The following is a 22,593-nucleotide window of genomic DNA, read 5'->3' as shown; positions in this document are numbered from 1 at the left end:
GGGCTTACCGTTTCTTTACGATGCGGCCATGGAGCAACTGTCCGCCCAGGCGCGCTGGGAGCGGTATAGCGAACGGCCGCTGCTGGCGCTCACGGTGGCGTTCGCCGTCGCCTACGCGGTGCCCATCGTGGACGCCTCCGCCGGGCGCTCCCTGACGGCCCTGTGCACCGGGGTCGAGTGGGTGGTGTGGGGCGCGTTCGCCTTGGACTACCTGGTCCGGCTGGCGCTCGCCCCGCAACGGAGGGCGTTCGTGCGACGGCACTGGGTCGACCTGTGCGCGGTCGTGCTGCCGGTCCTGCAGCCGCTGCGGCTGCTGCGGCTGGTGTCGACGCTGCTGCTGGTGGGCCGGCGGGCGCGGATGGCCCCGCAGATCAAGCTGACCACGTATGTCGTCGGCTCCGTGATCGGCCTGCTGATGTTCGGCTCGCTGGCGGTGCTGTCCGTGGAGCGGGAGTCGCCGCGCGGGAACATCAGGACACTGGGTGACGCGGTGTGGTGGTCGTTCACCACGATGACGACCGTCGGATACGGGGACCACGCGCCGACGACGGGGCTCGGGCGGATGATCGCGGTCGGTCTGATGCTCTCCGGGATCGCCCTGCTCGGTGTCGTCACCGCGAACATCGCCGCGTGGTTCATCTCGCGTTTCGAGAAGGACGACGTGGAGGAGCGCCGGCAGACGGAGGCGATCGCCTCCCTGGCCGAGGAGGTGCGGCTGCTGCGCGCCGAGGTGGCGCGGCTGACGGAGGCGGCACCCCGAAGGGGCGCGGGCGGCTGTGCCGACAGCCACAGCGGACCCGCGCCCGGCAACGGGCCGCAAGCTCCCTAGAGGAGCCCGTTGCCCCAGGTCGCCGCGCCCGCGAGGGCGATGACGGCGAGCAGGGTGTCGATCGCGCCCAGGATCAGGGCGACCAGCGCCGGCACATTGCGTTCGCCGGACCAGCTGCGGCCCATCGACTGCCAGCCGCAGAAGATCGCCACGGGACCGAGGACGATCCCCAGCGCGAAGAAGCCGGCCACCGCGCAGATCGCGCCGATGATCCCGAGCGTCGCGCGGTCCGGCCCGGTGCGTTGCCACGTCCGGCCTCGCGACCGGGGGTACCCGCGTGTTCCTTGCCCGAAGCCTGCCATCATCAACTCCCTGAGGCATATGGACAGTTCGGCTCCACGGTGCGGGTACCCCGGTTCCGCCGGAGCAGACCGGGCGCGCTGTCCCCCTCCGACAGCGCGCGCCGCGGCCCCGTGGCCCTCCCCTGTCCTGCGCAGGAGTTGACCCACTGTGACCTGCGGCGCGCGCCGGGATCCAGCGATCTTCAGAGGAGTCACCCTGATAGGCGAACTCCGCCGGGAGGGACCGTCAGATGTGGCCCACGCCCGCGCCCGCCTCCGCGTTGGTGCCGCGCTTGGTGAGCAGCGCGACGAGGACGGCGACCGCGGCCACGCCCGCCGCCACGAGGGAGGCGAGGCTCATGCCGTCGATGAAGGTGTGGTGCGCCACCTCGGTGATCTTCTCGGCGATGGGTGCCGGAGTGCCCTCGGCCACCGGCGCGACGCCCTGCTGAACCGCCTCGGCCGCCTGGTGCAGCTGCTGCGGGGGCAGCTCCGGCAGCCCGGCGTCCGCCCAGTTGCCGGCCAGCGTGTGGTCGACCTTGGAGGCCATCACCGCGCCGAGCACGGCCGTACCGAGGCTGCCGCCGATCTGCATGGCCGCCTGCTGGAGACCGCCCGCGACACCGGACAGCTCCATCGGGGCGTTGCCGACGATGACCTCCGTGGCGCCGACCATGACCGGGGCGAGACCGAGGCCGAGCAGGGCGAACCACACGGACATCAGACCGCTGCCGGTGTTCTCCTCCAGCGTGGACATGCCGTACATGGCGATCGCGGTGACGGCCATGCCGCCCGCCAGCGGTATCCGCGGGCCGGCCTTGGTGATGAGGACGCCGGCCAGCGGTGAGCCGACGATCATCATGCCGGTCAGCGGCAGCAGGTGCAGGCCCGCGTCGATCGGGCTCATGCCGTGGACGTTCTGCAGGTAGAAGGTGACGAAGAACAGACCGCCCATGAACGCGATGGCCATCAGGACCATCAGCACCACACCCGCGGACAGCGCGACCGAGCGGAACAGCGCCAGCGGGATCAGCGGCTCTCGCACCCGCTTCTCCCAGAGGGCGAACAGGGCGAAGCCGACGACCGAGGCGATCAGGAACAGCCAGGTCTTGCCGTCGCCCCAGCCCCACGCCGGAGCCTTGATCAGGGCCCAGACCAGGCAGAACATCGCGCCGGAGAGCAGGGCGATGCCCAGCAGGTCGAAGGAGCGCGGGGCGTTCTCGGCGCGGTGGTCGAGCAGGATCAGCATGCCCAGCACGAGGGCGAGGGCGCCGACCGGCACGTTGATGAAGAACACCGACTGCCAGTTGACGTGCTCGACGAGGACACCGCCGAGGATCGGGCCGCCGGCCGTGGAGGCGCCGATCACCATGCCCCAGATGCCGATCGCCATGTTGAGCTTCTCGGCCGGGAAGGTCGCCCGCAGCAGGCCGAGCGCGGCCGGCATCAGCAGCGCGCCGAACAGGCCCTGGAAGACACGGAAGGTGACGACCGCGGCGATGCTGTCCGACAGCCCGATGGCGCCGGAGGCGGCGGCGAAGCCGGTGACACCGATGAGGAACGTCTGCCGGTGGCCGAAGCGGTCGCCCAGCTTGCCGGCGGTGATCAGCGAGACCGCGAGCGCCAGGAAGTAGGCGTTGGTGATCCACTGGAGCTGGGCCCAGCTGGCGTGCAGGTCCTTGCCGATGGCCGGGTTGGCGATGGCCACGATGGTGCCGTCGAGGGCCACCATCATGACCCCTACGGCGACGGTGATCAGCGTGAGCCACGGGTGGCCGCGCAGGCCCGCGGCCGGCTGCGGCCCGGACGGAGCGGCCGGCGTCCCGTCCCCCGGCCCCGTCGCGTCGATGGTGGTCTGACTAGTCATACACTCAGATTAGTGACAGCCGCTGACAGTTGACAAACCAATTCACTAGTCGGTTACTGACACGAAAAATGGGGGTCAGACCGGGCCGGACGGACGTTCCGCCCTCGTTCACCAGGAGAGTGGCCGATGGAGACGCTGCGCGAGCGCAAGAAGCGGCGCACACGGGAATCGCTGCTGCGGGCCGCTCTCGAACTGTTCACCACACAGGGGTACGAGCGGACGACCGTCGACGAGATCGCCGAGGCCGTCGACGTCTCGCAGCGCACCTTCTTCCGTTACTTCGCGGGCAAGGAGGACGTGGCCTTCGCGGTCCAGGACATGGCCGAGGCGGCGTTCGTGGCGGCCGTACGGACCCGCCCGCCGCACGAGGCGCCGATGCGGGCCCTGCGCCAGGCGTTCCTGGACAGCTGGGACGAGATGCGCGAGACCGTCGAGTCGGTGGTGCCGGTCGAGCTGCACCTGAGCATGTACCGGACGATCGAGGCCGAGCCGCCGCTGCTCGCCGCCCGGCTGCGCCGGCTGGCCGCGACGGAGGAGGCGCTCGCGCGGGTGCTGGCCGAGCGGGAGGGCGTCGACATGGACACCGACCCCCGGCCCCGGCTGGCGGTGGCCGTGTTCGGCGGCGTGATGCGGGTCACCGAACGGCAGTGGTGCACGAGCGAGGACTCCGGACCCGAGGTGATTCGGACGCTCACCACGTCGTACCTCGATCAGGTGGGTTCGGCGCTGACCGGAAACTGGCGGACCGCCTGAGATCGTTGGCAGAGCGCCCGCTCCGTGCCCGCCGACCGCCGAAACGTGATCCCTGTCACTCGGTTACCCCGAGACCCGCTCGCTCTCCTAGTGTGTCCTCCCAGTGACTTCCTTCGACACCTCCCCGCACCTCAACATCTGGCGCGCCCTGCCGGCGCTGGCCGTGGTGTTCGTGATGCTCGCGACCACCGGCTGGACCGCCCTGCGCACCCACCGGGAGTCGTCGGCGCTCGCGGCCTCGCTCGCCCAGTGGCAGCACGGCCACCTGCACGGCCTGAGGCTGCCGGACCCCGAGGCCGCCCCGGCCCGGCTCGCCCGGTTCTTCGGCTCGCTCACCCCGGGCGACCGCGACCGGCTGGCCCGCCGCTATCCGCTCGCGGTCGGCAACATGAACGGCGCCCCGGTGTCGCTGCGCTACCGGGCCAACCACCTCGCGCTGGAGCAGGCCCGCAAGAGCGAACGCGGGCGCATGCACGACAGCCGGCTCAGCACGGCCGGCCAGCAGGACGCGGGCCGGCGGATGCACCGCTACGAATCCCTGCTGAGCGCGGGCCGGCAGATCCTGGCCTTCGACCCCGAGGGATCGGGCCGGATCGCCGAGGTGTTCGGCGACCTCGCCTCGGCCCGGCGGATCTCGGTCGTCGTCCCCGGCGTGGACACCGACCTGCTCACCTTCCAGCGGACCAACCGCCCCTACACCGCCCCGGTCGGCATGGCCAAGGCGCTGTACGCGGCCGAGCGGACGGTGCGACCCACGACCCGCACGGCCGTGATCGCCTGGGCCGACTACACCTCGCCCGACGGGCTCGGGGTGGACGCGGCCACCGGACTGCGCGCCGAGGAGGGCGCCGTACGGCTGAACGCGCTGCTGCGCGCGCTGCCCGGCCGGGCCCCGGTGTCGATGTTCTGTCATAGCTACGGCTCGGTGCTCTGCGGGGTCGCCGCACGCGACATGCCCCGCCGGGTCGCCGACATAGCGGTGGCCGCGAGCCCCGGCATGCGTGCCGCCGGCGCCGCCGGCCTCGGCACGACGGCCCGGGTGTGGGCCATGCGGGACGCCAGCGACTGGGTGCGCGACGTGCCCTATCTGGAGCTGGGCGGCCTCGGTCATGGCGCCGACCCGGTGTCGGCGGGGTTCGGGGCGCGGGTGCTGTCGGCCCGGGACGCCGAGGGGCACAGCGGCTACTTCCAGCCCGGCACGGACAGCCTGCGCAATCTCGCCGCCGTCGGGGCGGGCGCGTACAGCGAGGTGACGTGCGCACGGGAGGACGATGCGTGCCGGTCCGGTCTGTCCGGCACGCCGACGGCCGAACGCGCGTAGAAACAGCGGGAAGTGCGGTCTGCGCGGGTGGCGACGGAGGGACACGTGCCGCATACGATGAGCCGCATGGGTGACGTACTGGCGGGATTTCATGCCGTCTGGGAGTTCGAGTCCGACTCCGTGCTCATCCGTTACGAACGGGGGATTCGAACACCGAAGCTGTTCCAGGCGCTGGGCGAGCGCCGGATCCCGCTGGCCGCGGTCGAGGGCGTGACGCTGGACCCGGGCAGGCGGGGGACGGTCGTGCTGCGCCTGCGGCCGCGGGCAGGCGCCGATCCGCTGATGGAGGCGGCCGACGGGCAGCTGAAGGAGGGCTCCGATCCCTACCGGCTGGTGCTGCCGGCCGAGCGGGAGACCCTCGCGGAGTACTACGCCGACGAACTGAAGGGGCTGCTCACCGAGTCGGGCCCCGCCGACCGGCACCTGGTCGCGGCGCCCGGGGCACCGCTCCAGTTCAAGGCGTACGACGGCAAGGCGTCCTTCGACGGGACGTCGGTACAGTTCCGCTGGTCCTGGACGGGGGCGTCCTCGGCGAAGTGGAAGGCCGGCGACCAGAGCTTCGCGGTGACCGAGCTGAGCGGGGTGGAGTGGCGGTCGCCGGAGGTCTTCGAGGGACACCTGCGGCTGATCAGGCGGTCGGCCGATCCGGCGGCGCCCGCGCAGCCCGACCAGGACCCGGCGGCCGTCGTCTTCGGGCTGGGCTACGGCCCGGTGCACGAGTCGCTGCCGTTCGCCGCGGCGGTGCTCGCCGCCGTGCGCACCCGGGGGCCGGTGCCCGCGATACCGGCCCCGGCCCGGCGCGATCCCGCCGACATCGCCGAACGCATCCGGCACCTGGGGGAACTGCACCAGGCCGGACTGGTCACCGACGAGGAATTCTCCAGCAAGAAGGCGGAACTGCTGGCAGAGCTGTGACCCTTCGGGCCTCCCGCCAGCCCGCCGGCCGAGCAGACCGGCCGGCGTGACCGGCCGCCCGGACGGACCGGCTCACGCGACCGACGGCCGTGGGCCGCGCGGCCGACGGCCCACGCGGCGGCCAGGCGACCGGCGTAGCCGGACCGGCGGGTCCGCCCGGGGCCGCCCGGTCAGGCTCATTCGGCCGGCCTATCCGGCCCGCCCAGACCGGCTGACCAGCCCAGACCGGCCGCCCGCTCGGCCCGGCCAAGGGTCGTTACTCGCGGCCCGCCGAGGCGAAGCGCATGTCCGGGTAGCGGTCGCCTGCCACGTGGGCGGCGATCGGCTCCAGTGCGGTCAGCTCCTCTTCCGTCAGGGTGATGCGGGTCGCCGCCACGTTCTCCTCGACCCGGCCCGGCTTGCGGGTGCCCGGGATCGGCACCACGGTCAGGCCGGCGACCGACGCCCGCTGCTGCGCCCAGGCCAGGGCGATCTGGCCGAGAGTGGCGCCGCGGGCCTCGGCGACGGCCCGGATCGGCTCCAGCAGGGCCGCGTTGGCGGACGCGTTGGCGCCGGTGAAGCGGGGGTGCTGACGGCGGAAGTCGTCGGACGTGAGGTCCTGCTCGGCGTTGGTGAAGGAGCCGGTGAGGAAGCCTCGACCGAGCGGCGAGTACGGCACCAGGGCCACGCCCAGGTCCCGCGCGGCCGGTACGACCCTGGCCTCGATGTCCCGGCTGAACAGGGACCATTCCGACTGCACGGCCGCGATCGGGTGCACGGCGTGGGCGGTGCGCAGTTCGTCCGCGGTGACCTCGCTGAGCCCGAGGTGCTTGACCTTGCCCTCGCGGACCAGCTCCGCCATCGTGCCGACGGTCTCCTCGATGGGGACGTTCACATCGCGGCGGTGCATGTAGTAGAGGTCGATCACGTCGATGTCCAGCCGCTTCAGGCTGGCCTCGACCGCCTGGCGGATGTAGGGCGCGTCGTTGCGGATGATCCGCTTGGTCGGGTCGTCCGGCGGAATCGACAGGGCGAACTTGGTGGCGACGACCACCTCGTCCCGGTGCGCCTTGAAGAACGGGGAGAGGAACCGCTCGTTCTCCCCGTCGCCGTAGGCGTCCGCCGTGTCGTACAGCGTCACGCCCAGCTCCAGCGCCCGGTCCAGCGCGGCACGGGCCTGGCCGGCGTCCGTCGGGCCGTAGCCGAAGTTCATGCCCATGCAGCCCAGGCCCTGTACGCCGACCTCCGGTCCGTCCGCGCCGAGTCGTACCGTCGGAATCCTGGCGTCGGTCATCGAGAAGTTCCCTCCATCGCGTAAAAGCTGATCTTGCGGTCGAGTACGGCGAGCGTGTCCCGCAGTTCGGCGATCCTGTTCAGGACGTCCCGGCGGGTCGACTCCAGCAGGGCCTGCCGCTCCGCGTACGTGTCCTCGCCACGGCGGACGAGTTCCGCGTACCGCACCATGTCCGCCACCGGCATGCCGGTCAGCCGGAGCTTGGTCACGAAGTCCAGCCAGTCCAGGTCGCGGTTGCTGTAGCGGCGCTGGCCGGTGTGCGAGCGGTCGACGTGCGGCATCAGCCCGATCCGCTCGTACCACCGCAGGGTGTGCGCGGTCAGGCCGGTGAACGCGACGACCTCGCTGATCGTGTAGCGGTCCTGGCCGTCGGGCCGGGGGTGGCGCCGGGGAGGGGCGGAGCAGATGTCGGCGGGGGTGGCGTGCTCGGTGGCCGCTGGCGTGGTCTGCATCACCGTCATGCCTCCACGCTATGGCCTTGGAGTGCACTCGAAGCAAGCCGCTCCGGTGAGAAATCCGCAGGACCGGGCGCGGAAGCGGGGACCGGACCCGTCGATGCGGCCGGCGCCGTGGGCCGCATAGGCTCGGACGCATGTCGTTGCAGAGTCTGGCGCTGATCGAGAACTGGCCCGTCCCCACCGCCGCGGCGGGAGTCGTACGAGCCGACGGGACCGTCCTCGGGACGCACGGTCCCGTCGGGCACCGCTTCCCGCTGGCCTCCGTCACCAAGCCGCTCGCGGCCTACGCGGCGCTCGTCGCCTACGAGGAGGGCGCGATCGAACTGGACGAGCCGGCCGGTCCGCCCGGAGCGACGGTCCGTCATCTCCTCGCGCACACCTCGGGTCTGGCCTTCGACGAGCACCGGGTGACGGCGCCGCCCGGGGAACGGCGGCTGTACTCCAACGCCGGGTTCGAGCAGCTCGGGGAGCACATCGCCGAGGCCGCCGGGATGCCGTTCGCGGAGTATCTGCGCCAGGCCGTGCTGGAGCCGCTGGGCATGACGGCCACGTCGCTGGAGGGCTCGCCGGCGAAGGACGGGGTGTCGACGGTCGAGGACCTGCTGCGGTTCGCGGCGGAGGTGCAGGCGCCCCGGCTGCTGGACCCGCGGACGGTGGCGGCGGCGATGACCGTGCAGTACCCGGGGACCAAGGGCGTGCTGCCGGGATACGGGCACCAGAACCCCAACGACTGGGGGCTGGGCTTCGAGATCCGCGACGGCAAGTCCCCGCACTGGACGGGCTCCTCGTCCTCGGCGCGCACGTTCGGACACTTCGGGCAGTCCGGTACGTTCCTGTGGATCGACCCCGACGCCCGGGCGGCCGGGATCGCCCTGACCGACCGCGCGTTCGGCCCTTGGGCCATCGAGGCGTGGCCGGCCTTCACGGACGCGGTGCTCGCGGAACTGCGCGGCTGACGGGGCCACGACGGTCGGAGGGCTACGTCAGCTCCCAGAGCAGCAGCTCCGCCGGGGCCGGCGCCAGCGCCCGGAGTCCCTCGGCACCGGTGATCCGCGCCGCGTCGCCGGGGCCCAGCTCCTCCCCGGCCAGCCGGACCGCGCCGCGCACCACATGGACGTACACCCGCGGCGCGTCCGGCACCGCCGTCTCCTCCCCGGGCCCCAGCCGCCGTACGTGCAGCACCGCGTCCGCGGCCGGGACCGGGTACGCGAAGGAGTCCGCGCCGGCCGGGACGAGGGTGTAGGACGGGGTGCCGCCGGGGTCCCGGGGGGTCAGCCACATCTGGAGGAAGGTCAGCGGGACCGGGCCGTCGTTGCGCTCCACGTGCCGCACCCCCGCCGCGGCGCCGAGGTGCTGTACGTCACCGGCGCGCACCCTCGTCTCGCGGCCCGTCGAGTCGCGGTGGGTCAGCTCGCCCTCGACGACCCAGGTGACGATCTCGGTGTGGCTGTGCGGGTGCTCGTCGAAACCGGCACCGGGAGCCAGCCGCTCCTCGTTGCAGGCGATCAGCGCGCCGAACCGCAGGTTGTCGGGGTCGTAGTGCGGTCCGAAGGAGAAGGCGTGCCGGGTGTCGATCCCGGCCTCCGGGTCCCCTCCGCGATAGCGCTCACCGGCGCGGCGTACGTCCGTCGTCACGGCTCCCACGGTAGTCCCGCCGGCCGGGCGGGCCACGGGCCGGGCCGCCGGGGACCGCACCCGGCGGCGCACGGCCCCGTCCCGATAAGGCAGTCTTGTCCCCGTGCCCGAACCCGAATCCCACCACGGTGACCCCGCAGCCCGTCCCGCCCACCCGCACACCGCGACCCTGAAGCGGCTGGAGAAGTCCTCCGGGAGTCTCGCCGCGCAGGCCATCGCGCGGATGGACGAGACCCTGCCGTGGTACCGGGCCATGCCTCCGGAGAACCGTTCCTGGATCGGGCTCGTCGCGCAGGCGGGCATCGCGGCCTTCACCGAGTGGTTCCGGCGCCCGGACGCCCCGCAGGCCATCTCCACCGACGTCTTCGGGACCGCGCCCCGCGAGCTGACCCGGGCCATCACCCTGCGGCAGACCGTGGAGATGGTGCGCACCACCATCGAGGTCATGGAGTCCGCCATCGACGAGGTGGCCGCCCCGGGCGACGAGAGCGTGCTGCGCGAGGCGCTGCTCGTGTACGCCCGGGAGATCGCCTTCGCCACCGCCCAGGTCTACGCCCAGGCCGCCGAGGCACGCGGTGCCTGGGACGCGCGACTGGAGTCGCTGGTGGTGAACGCCGTGCTGAGCGGGGAGGCCGACGAGGGGGCCGTCAGCCGGGCCGCCGCGCTCGGCTGGAACTCGCCGGAGCACGTGTGCGTGGTGCTCGGGACCGCGCCGGACGGGGACAGCGAGCTGACCGTGGAGGCCATCCGGCGGGCCGCCCGGCACGCCAAGCTCCAGGTGCTGACCGGGGTGCTCGGCGACCGGCTCGTGGTCATCGCGGGCGGCAGCGACAACCCGCTGGCCGTCGCCCGCTCGCTGATCGGGCCGTTCGCCGCCGGACCGGTCGTCGCCGGTCCCGTGGTCTCCGACCTGCTGGCCGCCACCCGGTCCGCGCAGGCCGCCGCCGCCGGACTGAAGGCCTGCTTCGCCTGGCAGGACGCGCCGCGGCCGGTGCTCGCCGACGACCTCCTCCCGGAGCGCGCCATCGCGGGCGATCCGAGCGCCCGCGAGCAACTGGTGGAGGAGATCTACAGACCGCTGGAGGAGGCGGGCTCGGCACTGCTGGAAACGCTGAGTGTCTACCTGGAGCAGGCCAGCAGTCTCGAAGGCGCGGCGAGAATGCTCTTCGTTCACCCGAACACCGTGCGCTACCGGCTCCGACGTGTGACTGACGTCACCGGCTGGTCCCCCTCGGATGTAAGATCCGCGTTCACACTACGGATCGCGCTCATCCTGGGGCGTCTGGCCGATGGTGAACCCCAGACATAAGGTTTTGTCGGGGCTCCACAAAAGCCCTTCGTGTTCTTCGTCCCTGTCCCCACGGGCGGCCCCGGCCGTCCCCAAGAGAGAGTGTGAGAGTGCTCGTACTCGTCGCTCCCGGCCAGGGCGCCCAGACGCCCGGCTTCCTGACTCCCTGGCTCGACCTGCCCGGCGCCGCGGACCGCGTGGCCGCCTGGTCGGACGCCATCGGACTGGACCTCGTCCACTACGGAACCGAGGCCGACGCCGACGCCATCCGTGACACCGCGGTGGCGCAGCCGCTGCTGGTCGCCGCGGGCCTGCTGTCGGCCGCGGCACTCGGTGACATCTCCGAGATCGCGCCGGGCGCGGTCGCGGGCCACAGCGTCGGCGAGATCACCGCCGCGGCCTTCGCGGGCGTCCTGGACGACACGGACGCCCTCGGTCTCGTCCGCAAGCGGGGTCTGGCCATGGCCGACGCCGCCGCGGTCACCGAGACCGGCATGGCGGCGCTGCTCGGCGGTGACCCCGAGGTCACCGTCCCGCACCTGGAGGGGCTGGGCCTGACCCCGGCGAACATCAACGGCGCGGGCCAGATCGTCGCCGCGGGCACGCTGGAGCAGCTGGCCGCGCTGAACGAGGACAAGCCCGAGGGCGTCCGCAAGGTCGTCGCGCTGAAGGTGGCCGGCGCCTTCCACACCCACCACATGGCCCCGGCCGTGGAGACCCTGGCGAAGGCCGCGGCCGAGCTGTCGCCGGCCGACCCGAAGGTGACCTACGTCTCCAACAAGGACGGCCGCGCCGTCGACTCCGGTGCCGAGGTGCTCCAGCGGCTGGTCGGCCAGGTCGCCAACCCGGTCCGCTGGGACCTGTGCATGGAGACCTTCAAGGAGCTGGGCGTCACCGCGATCGTCGAGGTGTGCCCCGGCGGCACGCTGACCGGCCTGGCCAAGCGGGCCCTGCCCGGTGTCGCGACGCTGGCGCTGAAGACCCCCGACGACCTCGAAGCGGCCCGTGCCCTGTTCGCAGAGCACACCGGCGCCTAAGGAGCCGTACATGGCGAAGATCAAGCCCAGCAAGGGCGCCCCGTACGCGCGCATCCTCGGCGTCGGCGGTTACCGGCCGACCCGGGTCGTGCCGAACGAGGTGATCCTGGAGAAGATCGACTCGTCCGACGAGTGGATCCGCTCCCGCTCCGGCATCGAGACCCGGCACTGGGCCGGTCCCGAGGAGACCGTGGCCGCGATGGCCATCGAGGCCTCCGGGAAGGCGATCGCGGACGCCGGCATCGACGCGGAGCAGATCGGCGCGGTGGTCGTCTCGACCGTCTCGCACTTCAGCCAGACGCCGGCCATCGCCACCGAGATCGCCGACAAGCTCGGCACCGCCAAGGCCGCCGCCTTCGACATCTCGGCCGGCTGCGCGGGCTTCGGCTACGGCCTCACCCTCGCCAAGGGCATGGTGGTGGAAGGTTCCGCCGAGCATGTTCTGGTGATCGGCGTGGAACGGCTGAGCGACCTCACCGACCTGGAGGACCGGGCCACCGCCTTCCTGTTCGGCGACGGCGCCGGCGCGGTCGTCGTGGGCCCCTCGCAGGAGCCGGCCATCGGGCCGACCGTGTGGGGCTCCGAGGGCGACAAGGCCGAGACGATCAAGCAGACCGTCTCCTGGGACCGGTTCCTCCCCCACCCTCGGCTCCGCTCGGGCGGGGGGACCCCCTCCGGCGACCTGTCGGAACTGCCCGTCGACAGCGAGGGCAACATCAAGTTCCCTGCGATCACGCAGGAGGGCCAGGCGGTGTTCCGCTGGGCCGTGTTCGAGATGGCGAAGGTCGCCCAGCAGGCGCTGGACGCGGCCGGAATCACCGCGGACGACCTGGACGTCTTCATCCCGCACCAGGCCAACGTGCGGATCATCGACTCGATGGTGAAGACGCTGAAACTGCCGGAGCACGTCACGGTCGCCCGTGACATCCGCACCACCGGCAACACCTCGGCCGCCTCGATCCCGCTCGCGATGGAGCGGCTTCTGGCGACCGGGGAGGCGAAGAGCGGCGACACCGCGCTCGTCATCGGATTCGGGGCGGGTCTCGTCTACGCCGCCACGGTCGTTACCCTCCCCTAGGCACTCCGTGCCGGATCATGCGGTCCGGTTCGGATACAAATGCCATTAACCCGTCTGGATATCAAGAAGGAGCGCCTGACATGGCCGCCACTCAGGAAGAGATCGTCGCCGGTCTCGCCGAGATCGTGAACGAGATCGCCGGGATCCCGGTCGAGGACGTCCAGCTGGACAAGTCCTTCACCGATGACCTGGACGTCGACTCGCTGTCCATGGTCGAGGTCGTCGTCGCCGCCGAGGAGCGCTTCGACGTGAAGATCCCGGACGAGGACGTCAAGAACCTCAAGACCGTCGGCGACGCGACCGACTACATCCTCAAGCACCAGAACTAAAACCACCGCGTAGGCCGCGCGCAAGGCCCCGCCACCCGGCGGTGGCGCCGTAATCCCCGCACCGGCGGGGGTAGTCCTCCCCCGTATCCGTTGGAGAAAGAATTCCCGTGAGCCCGACCAATCGCACCGTGGTCGTCACCGGTATCGGCGCAACCACACCGCTGGGTGGCGACGCAGCCTCGTCCTGGGAGGCCCTGGTCGCCGGCACGTCCGGTGTCAGCCCGCTGGAGCAGGAATGGGCGGCTCAGCTGCCGGTCCGCATCGCCGCGCAGATCGCCGTGGAGCCGGGCGAGATCATCCCCCGGCCGCAGGCCCGCAAGCTGGACCGGTCCGCGCAGTTCGCGCTGATCGCCGCCCAGGAGGCCTGGAAGGACGCCGGTTTCACCGCCAAGGCCGGGGTGGACGCGTCCGTGAACCCCGACCGTCTCGGTGCGGTCATCGCCTCCGGCATCGGCGGCGTGACGACCCTGCTGGACCAGTACGACGTACTCAAGGAGAAGGGCGTACGCCGCGTCTCCCCGCACACCGTGCCGATGCTGATGCCCAACTCCCCGGCGGCCAACGTCGGGATCGAGCTGGGTGCCCGCGCCGGTGTGCACACTCCCGTCTCGGCCTGCGCCTCGGGCGCGGAGGCCATCGGGTACGCGGTCGAGATGATCCGCACCGGGCGTGCCGACGTGGTCGTGGCCGGTGGCACCGAGGCCGCCATCCATCCGCTGCCGATCGCCGCGTTCGGCAACATGATGGCGATGTCCAAGAACAACGACGACCCGCAGGGCGCCTCGCGTCCCTACGACGCCGGCCGTGACGGCTTCGTGCTAGGCGAGGGCGCCGGTGTGATCGTCCTGGAGTCCGAGGAGCACGCGAAGGCGCGCGGTGCCCGGATCTACGCCGAGGCGGTCGGACAGGGCATCTCCGCCGACGCGCACCACATCACGCAGCCGGAGCCGTCCGGCAACGGGATCGCGCACGCGCTGCAGAACCTGCTGGACAACACCGACCTGAAGCCGGCCGAGATCGTGCACGTCAACGCGCACGCCACGTCCACGCCGCAGGGCGACGTGGCCGAGATCAAGGCACTGCGGAAGGTGTTCGGCGACGACGTCGACCACATGGCGATCTCCGCGACCAAGTCGATGACCGGTCATCTGCTCGGTGGCGCCGGTGGCGTGGAGACCGTCGCGTCGATCCTGGCGCTGGTGCACCGCACGGCTCCGCCGACCATCAACCTGGACGACCTGGACCCCGAGGTCAACGCGGACATCGTGAGCGGCGAGGCGCGGGCGCTGCCCGAGGGCCGGATCGCCGTGCTGAACGACTCGTTCGGGTTCGGCGGGCACAACGTGGTGCTGGCGTTCCGTACGGTCTGAGTTTCCGTGACGTGCGAGGGCCCGGTCTCCTGGTGTGGAGACCGGGCCCTCGCCGTTGCCGGTGACTCCCGTCGCCGGGAGCGGACTGGCCCGGGGAGCTTCACACCACCTGGTGCAGCCAGCGGACCGGGGCGCCCTCGCCCGCGTATCTGAAGGGTTCCAGTTCGTCGTCCCAGGGCTTGCCCAGGAGTTTGGCGATCTCGGCCTCCAGGTCGGTCTCGCCGCGCTGGGAGCGGGTCAGGGCGGCGCGCAGACGGTCCTCGGGGATCAGGATGTCGCCGTGGATGCCGGTGACGGCGTGGAAGATGCCGAGGTCGGGAGTGCAGCTGTAGCGCTCGCCCTCGGCGGTCGGGCACGGCTCGGCGGTGACCTCGAAGCGCAGCAGGGACCAGCCGCGCAGCGCGGAGGCGAGTTTGGAGGCGGTGCCGGCCTGGCCCTGCCAGGAGAACTCCGAGCGCCAGGTGCCGGGGGACGCGGGCTGCCGGATCCAGTCGAGGCTGACGCGCGTGCCGAGCACCCCCGCGATGGCCCACTCGACGTGCGGGCACAGCGCGCGCGGCGCGGAGTGCACGTACAGAACTCCACGTGTCGTCACCGGAACCTCCGGGCAGAGCGGGACATCTTGCGGACTGGCTGGGCGGCAGTGGCAGGACGGCCGCGTTGATGGCGAGGCTACCTTGCGGCGGGGCAAGGAGTGTGACGTACCGTCGGTCCCGATGCCAGGAAACCGCCGCCATTCACCCAGGGGGACGCTTGTACGGGGGTCGGCCGTTCCCGGGCGCCGGGCCGGGAACCCTCAGTCGTTGTCATAGCGGAAGGCCGGACCGTCGAGCGAGGGGAACAGCAGGGATGCGGAAGCGAAGCCACCGTGTGCGAGCCGCTCTCGCCGTCGCGGCGGCCGTGGTGCTGGGGGCCGCCGGCTGCCAGGGCGACGGCGGTTCGCCGGCGTCCGAGGGCACGAAGGCGCGTGCGGCCCGGCCGCCGGTGTGGGACCGCAGTCCGAACTCGGTCGCGGCGGTGGGCGATTCCATCACCCGCGGCTTCGACGCGTGCACGGTGCTGTCGGACTGTCCGGAGGCGTCGTGGGCGACGGGCGGCGACGCCGAGGTGGAGAGCCTGGCGGTGCGGCTGCTCGGCGCGACGGGAGCGGCGGAGCACAGCTGGAACTACGCGGTGACCGGGGCCCGCATGGCCGACCTGCCGGGGCAGATGGCGCAGGCGGTGGCGCGCCGACCGGAGTTGGTGACGGTGATGGCCGGCGGGAACGACGCCTGCCGGGCCACGGCGTCGGCGATGACGTCGGTGGCCGACTTCCGCGCGGGCTTCGAGGAGTCGATGCGCACGCTGCGCTCGGCACTGCCGAAGACGCAGGTGTACGTGTCGAGCGTGCCGAACCTGAAGCGGCTGTGGTCCGAGGGCCGGTCGAACGTGCTGGGCAAGCAGGTGTGGAAGCTGGGCATCTGCCCGTCGATGCTGGGCGACGCGGACGATCTGACCAGCGCGGCGATGCTGCGCCGGGACACCGTGCAGCAGCGGGTGGTGGAGTACAACAAGGTGCTGAAGGAGGTCTGCGCCAAGGACCGCCGCTGCCGCTTCGACGGCGGCGCGGTGTACGACTACCGCTTCGGCACGGACCAGCTCAGCCACTGGGACTGGTTCCACCCCAGCAAGGACGGGCAGGCGCGGCTGGCGGAGATCGCGTACCGCAGGGTCACGGCCAGAAATCCGTGACCTAGGGTTTCCCGCATGAACGAACTTTTCGGCACACTTTCCGACGGCACCCCGGTGCGTCGCTGGACGCTGGAGCGCGGCGGGGTGCGGGTGCGGGTGCTGTCGTACGGCGGGATCGTGCAGTCGGTCGAGGTCCCGGACCGGGCGGGACGGACGGCCGACGTGGTGCTGGGCTTTCCGGACCTGGACGGCTATCTGAGGCATCCGGAGCCGTATCTGGGCGCGGTGATCGGGCGGTACGCCAACCGGATCGGCGGCGGCCGGTTCCCGCTGGACGGCCGGACGTACGCGGTGACGCGCAACGAGGGCACGGGCTCGCTGCACGGCGGCGAGCGGGGCTTCGACAAGCGCGTGTGGGAGGTGACGCCGGTGGAGCACGGGCTGCGGCTGAGCCGGGTCAGTCCCGACGGCGAGGAGGGGTTCCCGGGGCGGCTGGCGGTGACGGTGACGTACACGCTGGCGGCGTCGGGGGCGCTGCGGATCGCCTACGAGGCGGTCACCGACGCGCCGACGGTGGTGAACCTGACCAACCACACGTACTGGAACCTGGGCGGTGCCGGTTCCGGTGCCACGGCCGGGCACGAGCTGCGGCTCGCGGCGTCCCGGTACACGCCGGTGGACGCGGGCCTGATTCCCGCCGGGGCGCCGGCGGACGTGTCGGGTTCCCGTTTCGACTTCCGCGCGGCCCGCCCGGCCGGCGCCGGCTACGACCACAACTTCGTGCTGGACAAGGGCGTGACCGAGGCGCCCGAGGAGGTGGCGGAGCTGCACGACCCGGTCTCCGGCCGCACCCTGACGGTGTCCACGACCGAGCCGGGCCTCCAGCTCTACACGGGCGACCACCTGTCCGGCCCGTTCGCCCCGAACGCCGGCACGGCCCTGGAGACCCAGCACTTCCCGGACTCCCCCAACCGCCCCGACTTCCCCACCACGACCCTGCGTCCCGGCGAGACCTACCGCTCGGAGACGGTGTTCGGCTTCGGGGTGCGCGGCTGAGAGCAGTGAGCCCCGGTCCAGGGGTCAGGTCCCGGACCGGGGCTGTTCGTGGGGGACTTTGTCCGCGGTGTGCGGGGAGTGTCCCGGATCAGACGTTAATCGGTGCGGTGACTCCGCGGCCGGTGATCGAGCGGCCGGCGGAGATCTCGTACGAACCCTTCACAAACGCCCACGACTTCGTCGTGCCGTCCCGCGTCCCGGCGGCGCGCCGGGGCGTCGGCGAGGGCAGTGAGCCGGAGCCGGCGAGGCCGAGGGCCCGCCGGGCGGTCAGTGCGAGGGGGTCAGGGCGAGGCTGACGCCGAGGCCGGCCAGGACGGAGCCGATCGCCTTGTTGAGGATCTTCTGGCCGCGCAGCATCACGGAGCGCATCCGGGAGTGCGAGAAGAACGCGGCGACCACGCCGAACCACACCAGGTGGGCCAGCGACATGAACAGGCCGTAGCCGACCTGCCGGTACAGCGGGGTGCCGGGGCCGAGGACCTGGGCGAAGGTGGAGACGACGAACAGGGTCGTCTTGGGGTTGAGGACGTTGGTGAGGAAGCCGGTGCGCAGCGCGGCGAACGGGGACAGCTCCGTCTTGTTCCCGAGGTCGACCTCGACGTCGCCGCGGGCGCGGAAGGTGCGGACGCCGACGTAGACCAGGTAGGCCGCGCCGATCAGCTTGACGGCCGTGAACACCACGGTGGACGAGGCGATCAGCAGGCCGACGCCGAGCAGGGTGTAGGAGACGTGGACCAGTACGCCGGCCGCCACCCCCGCGGCGGCGAACAGGCCGGTGCGGCGGCCGTGCAGATAGCTGTTGCGCACGATCATCGCGAAGTCGGCGCCGGGGGCGATCACGGCGAGGACCGTGATGACGGCGACGGCGAGCAGCTGGGTCACGAGGTCACGTCCTCCGTTTCGGGCCGCCCGCCCGGGGCGGCGGAGCCGTCGCCGGCGTTCTCCTCGCCGAGCAGGTCACGGGCGAGGAGCGTGGCGCCCGCGACCGCGCCCGGCATCAGGAACACCGCGACGAACGGAACCAGGAAGGCCAGGCCCAGGGGCGTGCCGAAGCCCCAGACCAGCGTCTTGCGGGAGCGCAGCAGGGCGAGCCGGGCGCGCAGGTCGACGTCCCGGCGCTGGAGTGCGACGGCGGCGAGTTCCTCGGTGAGGAAGAAGCCGGTGACGAAGAAGCCGATCACGGGGACGACGGTCTGCCCGACGAACGGCAGGAACCCGAGCGCGAAGAGCAGCACGCCCCACAGCCCGGCCCGGACCAGGACGCGCAGGCTGTCCCGCGCCGATATCCACAGCTCGCGCCAGAGCGGCAGGCCGGACTCGGGAGCGGTGCCGTCGGGCGAGACGTCGGCGTCGACCTGCTCGGAGAGGGACTCGTAGAAGGGCTGGCCGACCAGCAGGGTGACGGCCGTGAAGGTGAGCACGGCCAGCAGCAGGCCGAGCGCGAACAGGACGGCCGTCAGGAAGCCGCGGAACAGGCCCTGCCAGGGGCTGGACCAGTCGTCGGCGAACGGGGTGGCCCAGCCGACGGCGTCGTCGCCCCACAGGGCCAGCGCGACCAGCGCGGCGGCGTACAGCACCAGTGTGATCAGCCCGGGCAGCAGGCCGAAGCCGTACCGGCGCCCGTGCCGGGTCACCCACCGCTGGCCCTTCAGCAGATAACCGAAACCCACCCCGAGATCGCGCATGCGGAGGACTTTACTGGCTCCGCGGGAGGGTGCGGGGCTCAGCCGCCGAGCATGCGGCGCAGCAGGTCGCGCAGGGAGCGGCGCTCCTGTTCGGACAGGCCGGCGAGGGGTTCGCGGGCGAAGCGCAGGCCCTCGCGCAGGTCCCGGGCCACCTCGCGGCCCCGCTCGGTGGCGGCGGCCACCTTCACCCGGCGGTCGGCCGGGTCGGGGCGGCGCTCCACCAGGCCCCGGGACTCCAGCCGGTCCACGATCCCGGTCACGTTCGACGGCTCGCACTTGAGCTTCTGGGCCAGTTTGCGCATGGGCAGCGGCTCCAGGGAGAGCAGGCTGAGCAGCCTGGCCTGCGGGCCGGTCAGGGTGTGCGCGCCCGCCGCCTCCTCGTAGTCCGCGTAGAAGCGGGCCACGACCTCACCGATCAGCTCGACGACCTCCATGGTCAGGGGGTCGGGGCGGCGGGCGTTCGATGGGGTGGACATGCCGACCAGGATACCCGGTTACTTGACACCATGAAATATTAAGGCGCATGGTTGTTTCAGATAGTGAAGTACCACCCTGAAAGGCTCTGACATGATCAACCGCGAGTGGCACCTTCTCAGCCGTCCCGTCGGCTGGCCGAAGCCCGAGGACTTCGCGCTCGTCGAGTCGCCCGTCCCGGCCCCGGGCGAGGGCCAGGTGCTGGTGCGGAACAAGTACCTCTCCGTCGATCCGTATATGCGCGGCCGGATGAGCGCGGCCAAGTCGTACGTCGCCCCGTTCGAGCTGGGCAAGGTCATGCAGGGCGGCGCGGTCGGCGAGGTGGTCGAGTCCCGGGCCGAGGGGATCGAGGCCGGCGACCACGTGCTGCACTTCTTCGGCTGGCGCGAGTACGCGGTCGTGGACGCGAAGAACGCCGTCAAGGTCGGGCCGACGGCCGTGCCCGCCGTCAAGGTCGACGCCGCCGCCGAGGGCGTGCCGCTGTCGGCGTACCTCGGCGTCCTCGGCATGACCGGCCTGACCGCCTACGCCGGCCTGCTGCGCACCGCCTCCTTCAAGGAGGGCGACAGCGTGTTCGTGTCGGGCGCGGCCGGCGCCGTGGGCAGCCAGGTGGGCCAGATCGCCAGGCTCAAGGGCGCCTCCCGGGTCATCGGCTCGGCCGGGTCCGACGAGAAGGTCAAGCTGCTGGTGGACGAGTACGGCTTCGACGCCGCGTTCAACTACAAGAACGGTCCGGTCGCCGAGCAGCTGCGCAAGGCGGCGCCCGACGGCGTCGACGTCTACTTCGACAACGTCGGCGGGGACCACCTGGAGGCGGCCATCGGGTCGCTCAACCAGGGCGGCCGGATCGCGGTCTGCGGCATGATCTCGGTCTACAACAACACCGAGCCCGCGCCCGGCCCGAAGAACCTGGCCCGGCTGATCCAGACCCGCGGCCGGATCGAGGGCTTCCTCGTCGGCGACCACTACGACCTCCAGCCGCAGTTCGTCCAGGAGGTCGGCCCGTGGGTGGCCTCGGGCGCGCTGAAGTACCGCGAGACCGTGGTCGAGGGCGTCGAGAACACCCTGGAGGCGTTCCTCGGGGTCCTGCGCGGCGACAACATCGGCAAGATGGTCGTCAAGCTCTAGCCTTTCCGGTTTTTTCGCGATGCGGTAACTTCTTTCCAAAATCCGACGGCGATCGTGGGCGCGAGTCGCCGCGGACCGAGGAGGAAGACAACCGCATGCCCATCACGCAGTCCGACGTCCTGTACACCGCCGTCGCCACCGCCGAGAACGGCCGCGACGGGCGGGTCGCCACCGACGACGGCAAGCTCGACGTGGTCGTCAACCCGCCCGAGGAGATGGGCGGCAGCGGCGCCGGCACCAACCCGGAGCAGCTGTTCGCCGCGGGATACAGCGCCTGCTTCCAGGGGGCGCTGGGGGTCGTCGCCCGGGAGGAGGGCGCCGACATCTCCGGGTCGACGGTCACCGCCAAGGTCGGTATCGGCAAGAACGCCGACGGGTTCGGGATCATCGTGGAGATCTCCGCGAACATCCCGAACGTCGACGCGGCGACCGCGCGGGGCCTGGTGGAGAAGGCGCACCAGGTGTGCCCGTACTCCAAGGCGACGCGCGGCGACATCACCGTGACGCTGGCCTGACCCGCACCGCCGGCCACGACGGCGGCCGCATCCCCGGACATGGGATGCGGCCGCCTCGTTCGCGTGCCGCGGGTGTGCTCAGGCGCACCACCACAGGAAGCGGTCGCAGGTCTTCACGGGCGAGGGCCGGGGGGTGGGGGCGGAGGTCGTCGGGGCCGCGGTGGAGGCGGTGGTCGAGGGCGTGGTGGGAGCCGGGGCGGCGGAGGTCGTCGCCGGCGTACCGGAATCCGTGGCCCCCGTGGTGGCCGACTGTCCCGGTTCGCCGGACTCGCGGGGCGAGGCGGAAGCGGAATCCTTGTCGCCCTCGTCCCGCGCGGACGGCGAGGCGGACGCGGAGCCCGACGCCGAGGCGTGCGGAGAGGCGGAGGCCGAGCCCGGCGGGAGGGCGGCGGAGGTCGCGCCGACCGGTTCGGCCGTACGGTCCGGCGCCGCGGAGCCGGCGCCGCCGTCCGTCTCCTCGGTCTCGGCGGCCGTGGCCGAGGGGTCGTCGGCGAACGGCGAGAAGGGCGCGTCGGCACCCAGCTCCGCCAGGCTGAGCCCACCGGCCGCGAGCACGAACCCGGCGACGACCACGACGACCCGCCGCCGGCGCCGCCGATGCCCGACCGCCTTACGCTCCCGCCGGCTCCCCCCGGCGCCCCGCCCGTCACCGGCACCCTCACCGGCGGAGGCGCCGGCCCCGACGGGCGCGAGGTGGTCGTCGGCGAACTCCCCGGACGCTGCGGCAGGTTCACGGCCGGCCCCGGCGGGACCATGGCCACCGCGCGCGGACACGCGGCCGACCTCGTCAGACACGTACCGGTTCCCGGCCGGCGCCTGCCCGTCGCCGGCGAACGCCGACCCGTCCCCGGTGGGCCCCCGACCGGCCCCAGCCGGCGTACGGCCATCGCCGGCAGACGCCTGCCCGTCCCCGACGGACCCCTCACCAGCCCCGGCGGGCGCATGGCTGCCCTCGGCGACTCCCCAGCCGTCCCGCCCGGGTTCCCGGCCGTACCGGTCGCCCGCAGCCCATCCATAGGCAACCTCGGCAGCACCGGCGGGCGCGCGGCCATCACCGGCAGAACCCCAGCCACTCCCCGCAGACGCCCGTCCGTCCCCGGCGAACGCCGACCCGTCCCCGGCGGACCCCTCACCAGTCCCGGCGGGCGCATGGCTGCCCTCGGCAAACCCCCAGCCGCCCCGGTCGCCCGCAGCCCATCCATTGGCGCCCTCGGCAGTACCGGCGGGCGTGCGGCCATCGCCGGCAGAACCCCAGCCACTCCCCGCAGACGCCCGTCCGTCCCCGAAGGACCCCTCAGCCCGGCCGTCCACGGCAAACCCCCGGCCGTCCCGGACGGCATCCTGGCCGTTCCAGCCGGCCTCGGCAACTCCCTGGCCGCGCTCGGCGGCCCCCGAAGGCCCCGACCCGCCGGCCGGCTCGTCCCGTGGCGGGGCGGCGGAGGCGGGTGTGCCGCAGCCGGGGCAGGCCAGGGCGCCGTTCAGGTGGCGTCGGCAGGGGTGGCAGTAGTCCATGACGCGGGAAGACTAGAGTCCGCGCGGGCCGGGGTACCAGGCTCGGCTGTGAAGGTTCCGTGCGAGAGCGAAACAACTTTCGAAAGCCGTGCCGAAACCGTTACCTGTTCGACCCATT

The 22,593-nt window shown here is 72.3% G+C and carries 24 protein-coding genes; 14 read left to right on the top strand and 10 right to left on the bottom strand.

Annotated features, from left to right (window positions below; all coding sequences use genetic code 11):
* The first annotated feature begins 28 nt into the window (after positions 1 to 28).
* Complete coding sequence (locus tag SCK26_RS26050) at positions 29 to 829, top strand: potassium channel family protein (protein ID WP_318203753.1); 801 nt, start codon at positions 29 to 31, stop codon at positions 827 to 829.
* Here SCK26_RS26050 and SCK26_RS26045 read toward each other — a convergent pair.
* Both SCK26_RS26045 and SCK26_RS26040 read right to left on the bottom strand, forming a co-directional pair.
* A complete protein-coding gene (locus SCK26_RS26045) occupies positions 826 to 1,134 on the bottom strand; it encodes a small hydrophobic protein (protein WP_318203752.1) in 309 nt (102 codons plus the stop codon). The genes SCK26_RS26050 and SCK26_RS26045 overlap by 4 nt on opposite strands.
* Positions 1,135 to 1,357: 223 nt before the next feature.
* Positions 1,358 to 2,977, bottom strand: coding sequence for an MFS transporter (locus tag SCK26_RS26040; protein ID WP_318203751.1), 1,620 nt, complete (start codon positions 2,975 to 2,977; stop codon positions 1,358 to 1,360).
* 126 nt (positions 2,978 to 3,103) lie between these two features.
* Between SCK26_RS26040 and SCK26_RS26035 the strand changes: the two genes are divergently transcribed.
* The 3 genes from SCK26_RS26035 (at position 3,104) to SCK26_RS26025 (ending at position 5,966) form a co-directional block, all read left to right on the top strand.
* Entirely contained in the window at positions 3,104 to 3,730 is a 627-nt protein-coding gene (locus SCK26_RS26035) for a TetR/AcrR family transcriptional regulator (protein ID WP_318203750.1), read from the top strand.
* Between the two features lie 103 nt (positions 3,731 to 3,833).
* Complete coding sequence (locus SCK26_RS26030; RefSeq protein WP_318203749.1) at positions 3,834 to 5,051, top strand: alpha/beta hydrolase; 1,218 nt, start codon at positions 3,834 to 3,836, stop codon at positions 5,049 to 5,051.
* Between the two features lie 66 nt (positions 5,052 to 5,117).
* Complete coding sequence (locus tag SCK26_RS26025; protein WP_318203748.1) at positions 5,118 to 5,966, top strand: DUF4429 domain-containing protein; 849 nt, start codon at positions 5,118 to 5,120, stop codon at positions 5,964 to 5,966.
* 256 nt (positions 5,967 to 6,222) lie between these two features.
* Here SCK26_RS26025 and SCK26_RS26020 read toward each other — a convergent pair whose 3' ends face one another.
* Together SCK26_RS26020 and SCK26_RS26015 are read right to left on the bottom strand one after the other, a co-directional pair.
* Positions 6,223 to 7,239 carry an aldo/keto reductase gene (locus SCK26_RS26020; protein WP_318203747.1) on the bottom strand — a complete coding sequence of 339 codons (1,017 nt, stop codon included), beginning with the start codon at positions 7,237 to 7,239 and terminating at the stop codon, positions 6,223 to 6,225.
* Positions 7,236 to 7,700 carry a MerR family transcriptional regulator gene (locus tag SCK26_RS26015; RefSeq protein WP_318203746.1) on the bottom strand — a complete coding sequence of 155 codons (465 nt, stop codon included), beginning with the start codon at positions 7,698 to 7,700 and terminating at the stop codon, positions 7,236 to 7,238. The genes SCK26_RS26020 and SCK26_RS26015 overlap by 4 nt, the downstream gene beginning before the upstream one ends.
* A gap of 131 nt (positions 7,701 to 7,831) precedes the next feature.
* Here SCK26_RS26015 and SCK26_RS26010 point away from each other — a divergent pair, with 131 nt between their 5' ends.
* Complete coding sequence (locus tag SCK26_RS26010) at positions 7,832 to 8,653, top strand: serine hydrolase domain-containing protein (RefSeq protein WP_318203745.1); 822 nt, start codon at positions 7,832 to 7,834, stop codon at positions 8,651 to 8,653.
* Between the two features lie 22 nt (positions 8,654 to 8,675).
* On the opposite strand, the gene SCK26_RS26005 is transcribed toward SCK26_RS26010, so the two are convergent.
* Positions 8,676 to 9,332 carry a pirin family protein gene (locus tag SCK26_RS26005; RefSeq protein ID WP_412080784.1) on the bottom strand — a complete coding sequence of 219 codons (657 nt, stop codon included), beginning with the start codon at positions 9,330 to 9,332 and terminating at the stop codon, positions 8,676 to 8,678.
* A 103-nt stretch (positions 9,333 to 9,435) separates the two neighbouring features.
* Here SCK26_RS26005 and fasR point away from each other — a divergent pair, with 103 nt between their 5' ends.
* The 5 genes from fasR to fabF all read left to right on the top strand — a co-directional run bounded on the left by fasR (position 9,436) and on the right by fabF (position 14,434).
* The gene (gene fasR / locus SCK26_RS26000; protein WP_318203743.1) at positions 9,436 to 10,641 is read left to right on the top strand and encodes a fatty acid biosynthesis transcriptional regulator FasR; all 1,206 of its coding nucleotides are present in this window, start codon (positions 9,436 to 9,438) and stop codon (positions 10,639 to 10,641) included.
* Between the two features lie 89 nt (positions 10,642 to 10,730).
* Positions 10,731 to 11,657 (top strand): ACP S-malonyltransferase, encoded by a 927-nt coding sequence (locus SCK26_RS25995; protein ID WP_318203742.1) that lies wholly within the window; start codon positions 10,731 to 10,733, stop codon positions 11,655 to 11,657.
* A gap of 10 nt (positions 11,658 to 11,667) precedes the next feature.
* Positions 11,668 to 12,735, top strand: a complete 1,068-nt coding sequence (locus tag SCK26_RS25990) for a ketoacyl-ACP synthase III (protein ID WP_318203741.1) — start codon at positions 11,668 to 11,670, stop codon at positions 12,733 to 12,735.
* Positions 12,736 to 12,815: 80 nt separating this feature from the next.
* Positions 12,816 to 13,064 (top strand): acyl carrier protein, encoded by a 249-nt coding sequence (locus tag SCK26_RS25985; protein WP_318203740.1) that lies wholly within the window; start codon positions 12,816 to 12,818, stop codon positions 13,062 to 13,064.
* 107 nt (positions 13,065 to 13,171) lie between these two features.
* Entirely contained in the window at positions 13,172 to 14,434 is a 1,263-nt protein-coding gene (gene fabF, locus SCK26_RS25980) for a beta-ketoacyl-ACP synthase II (RefSeq protein ID WP_318203739.1), read from the top strand.
* Between the two features lie 100 nt (positions 14,435 to 14,534).
* Here fabF and SCK26_RS25975 read toward each other — a convergent pair whose 3' ends face one another.
* The gene (locus SCK26_RS25975; RefSeq protein ID WP_318203738.1) at positions 14,535 to 15,029 is read right to left on the bottom strand and encodes a DUF3145 domain-containing protein; all 495 of its coding nucleotides are present in this window, start codon (positions 15,027 to 15,029) and stop codon (positions 14,535 to 14,537) included.
* 254 nt (positions 15,030 to 15,283) lie between these two features.
* Here SCK26_RS25975 and SCK26_RS25970 point away from each other — a divergent pair, with 254 nt between their 5' ends.
* On the top strand, positions 15,284 to 16,165 hold the full coding sequence (locus SCK26_RS25970; RefSeq protein WP_318203737.1) for an SGNH/GDSL hydrolase family protein: 882 nt from the start codon (positions 15,284 to 15,286) through the stop codon (positions 16,163 to 16,165).
* Between the two features lie 15 nt (positions 16,166 to 16,180).
* Positions 16,181 to 17,161 (top strand): aldose epimerase family protein, encoded by a 981-nt coding sequence (locus tag SCK26_RS25965; RefSeq protein ID WP_318203736.1) that lies wholly within the window; start codon positions 16,181 to 16,183, stop codon positions 17,159 to 17,161.
* Between the two features lie 267 nt (positions 17,162 to 17,428).
* Here SCK26_RS25965 and SCK26_RS25960 read toward each other — a convergent pair whose 3' ends face one another.
* Genes SCK26_RS25960 through SCK26_RS25950 form a run of 3 tightly spaced genes read right to left on the bottom strand, consistent with a single transcriptional unit; the run spans position 17,429 to position 19,322 of the window.
* A complete protein-coding gene (locus SCK26_RS25960) occupies positions 17,429 to 18,043 on the bottom strand; it encodes a LysE family translocator (protein ID WP_318203735.1) in 615 nt (204 codons plus the stop codon).
* Positions 18,040 to 18,846 (bottom strand): EI24 domain-containing protein, encoded by an 807-nt coding sequence (locus SCK26_RS25955; protein WP_318203734.1) that lies wholly within the window; start codon positions 18,844 to 18,846, stop codon positions 18,040 to 18,042. Before SCK26_RS25955 ends, SCK26_RS25960 begins: the two co-directional genes overlap by 4 nt.
* A gap of 38 nt (positions 18,847 to 18,884) precedes the next feature.
* Positions 18,885 to 19,322 (bottom strand): MarR family winged helix-turn-helix transcriptional regulator, encoded by a 438-nt coding sequence (locus tag SCK26_RS25950; RefSeq protein WP_318203733.1) that lies wholly within the window; start codon positions 19,320 to 19,322, stop codon positions 18,885 to 18,887.
* A 91-nt stretch (positions 19,323 to 19,413) separates the two neighbouring features.
* On the opposite strand from SCK26_RS25950, the gene SCK26_RS25945 reads away from it, so the two are divergent.
* Both SCK26_RS25945 and SCK26_RS25940 read left to right on the top strand, forming a co-directional pair.
* Positions 19,414 to 20,448 (top strand): NADP-dependent oxidoreductase, encoded by a 1,035-nt coding sequence (locus SCK26_RS25945; RefSeq protein WP_318203732.1) that lies wholly within the window; start codon positions 19,414 to 19,416, stop codon positions 20,446 to 20,448.
* Positions 20,449 to 20,543: 95 nt separating this feature from the next.
* Complete coding sequence (locus tag SCK26_RS25940) at positions 20,544 to 20,963, top strand: organic hydroperoxide resistance protein (protein WP_318203731.1); 420 nt, start codon at positions 20,544 to 20,546, stop codon at positions 20,961 to 20,963.
* A 78-nt stretch (positions 20,964 to 21,041) separates the two neighbouring features.
* Here the strand turns inward: SCK26_RS25940 and SCK26_RS25935 are convergent, their stop codons facing one another.
* Positions 21,042 to 21,536, bottom strand: a complete 495-nt coding sequence (locus SCK26_RS25935) for a hypothetical protein (RefSeq protein WP_318203730.1) — start codon at positions 21,534 to 21,536, stop codon at positions 21,042 to 21,044.
* Positions 21,537 to 22,593: the final 1,057 nt, after the last annotated feature.

This window comes from Streptomyces sp. SCL15-4, from assembly GCF_033366695.1.
Taxonomy (GTDB): Bacteria; Actinomycetota; Actinomycetes; order Streptomycetales; family Streptomycetaceae; genus Streptomyces.
This window is presented reverse-complemented; position numbering and strand designations above follow the sequence as displayed.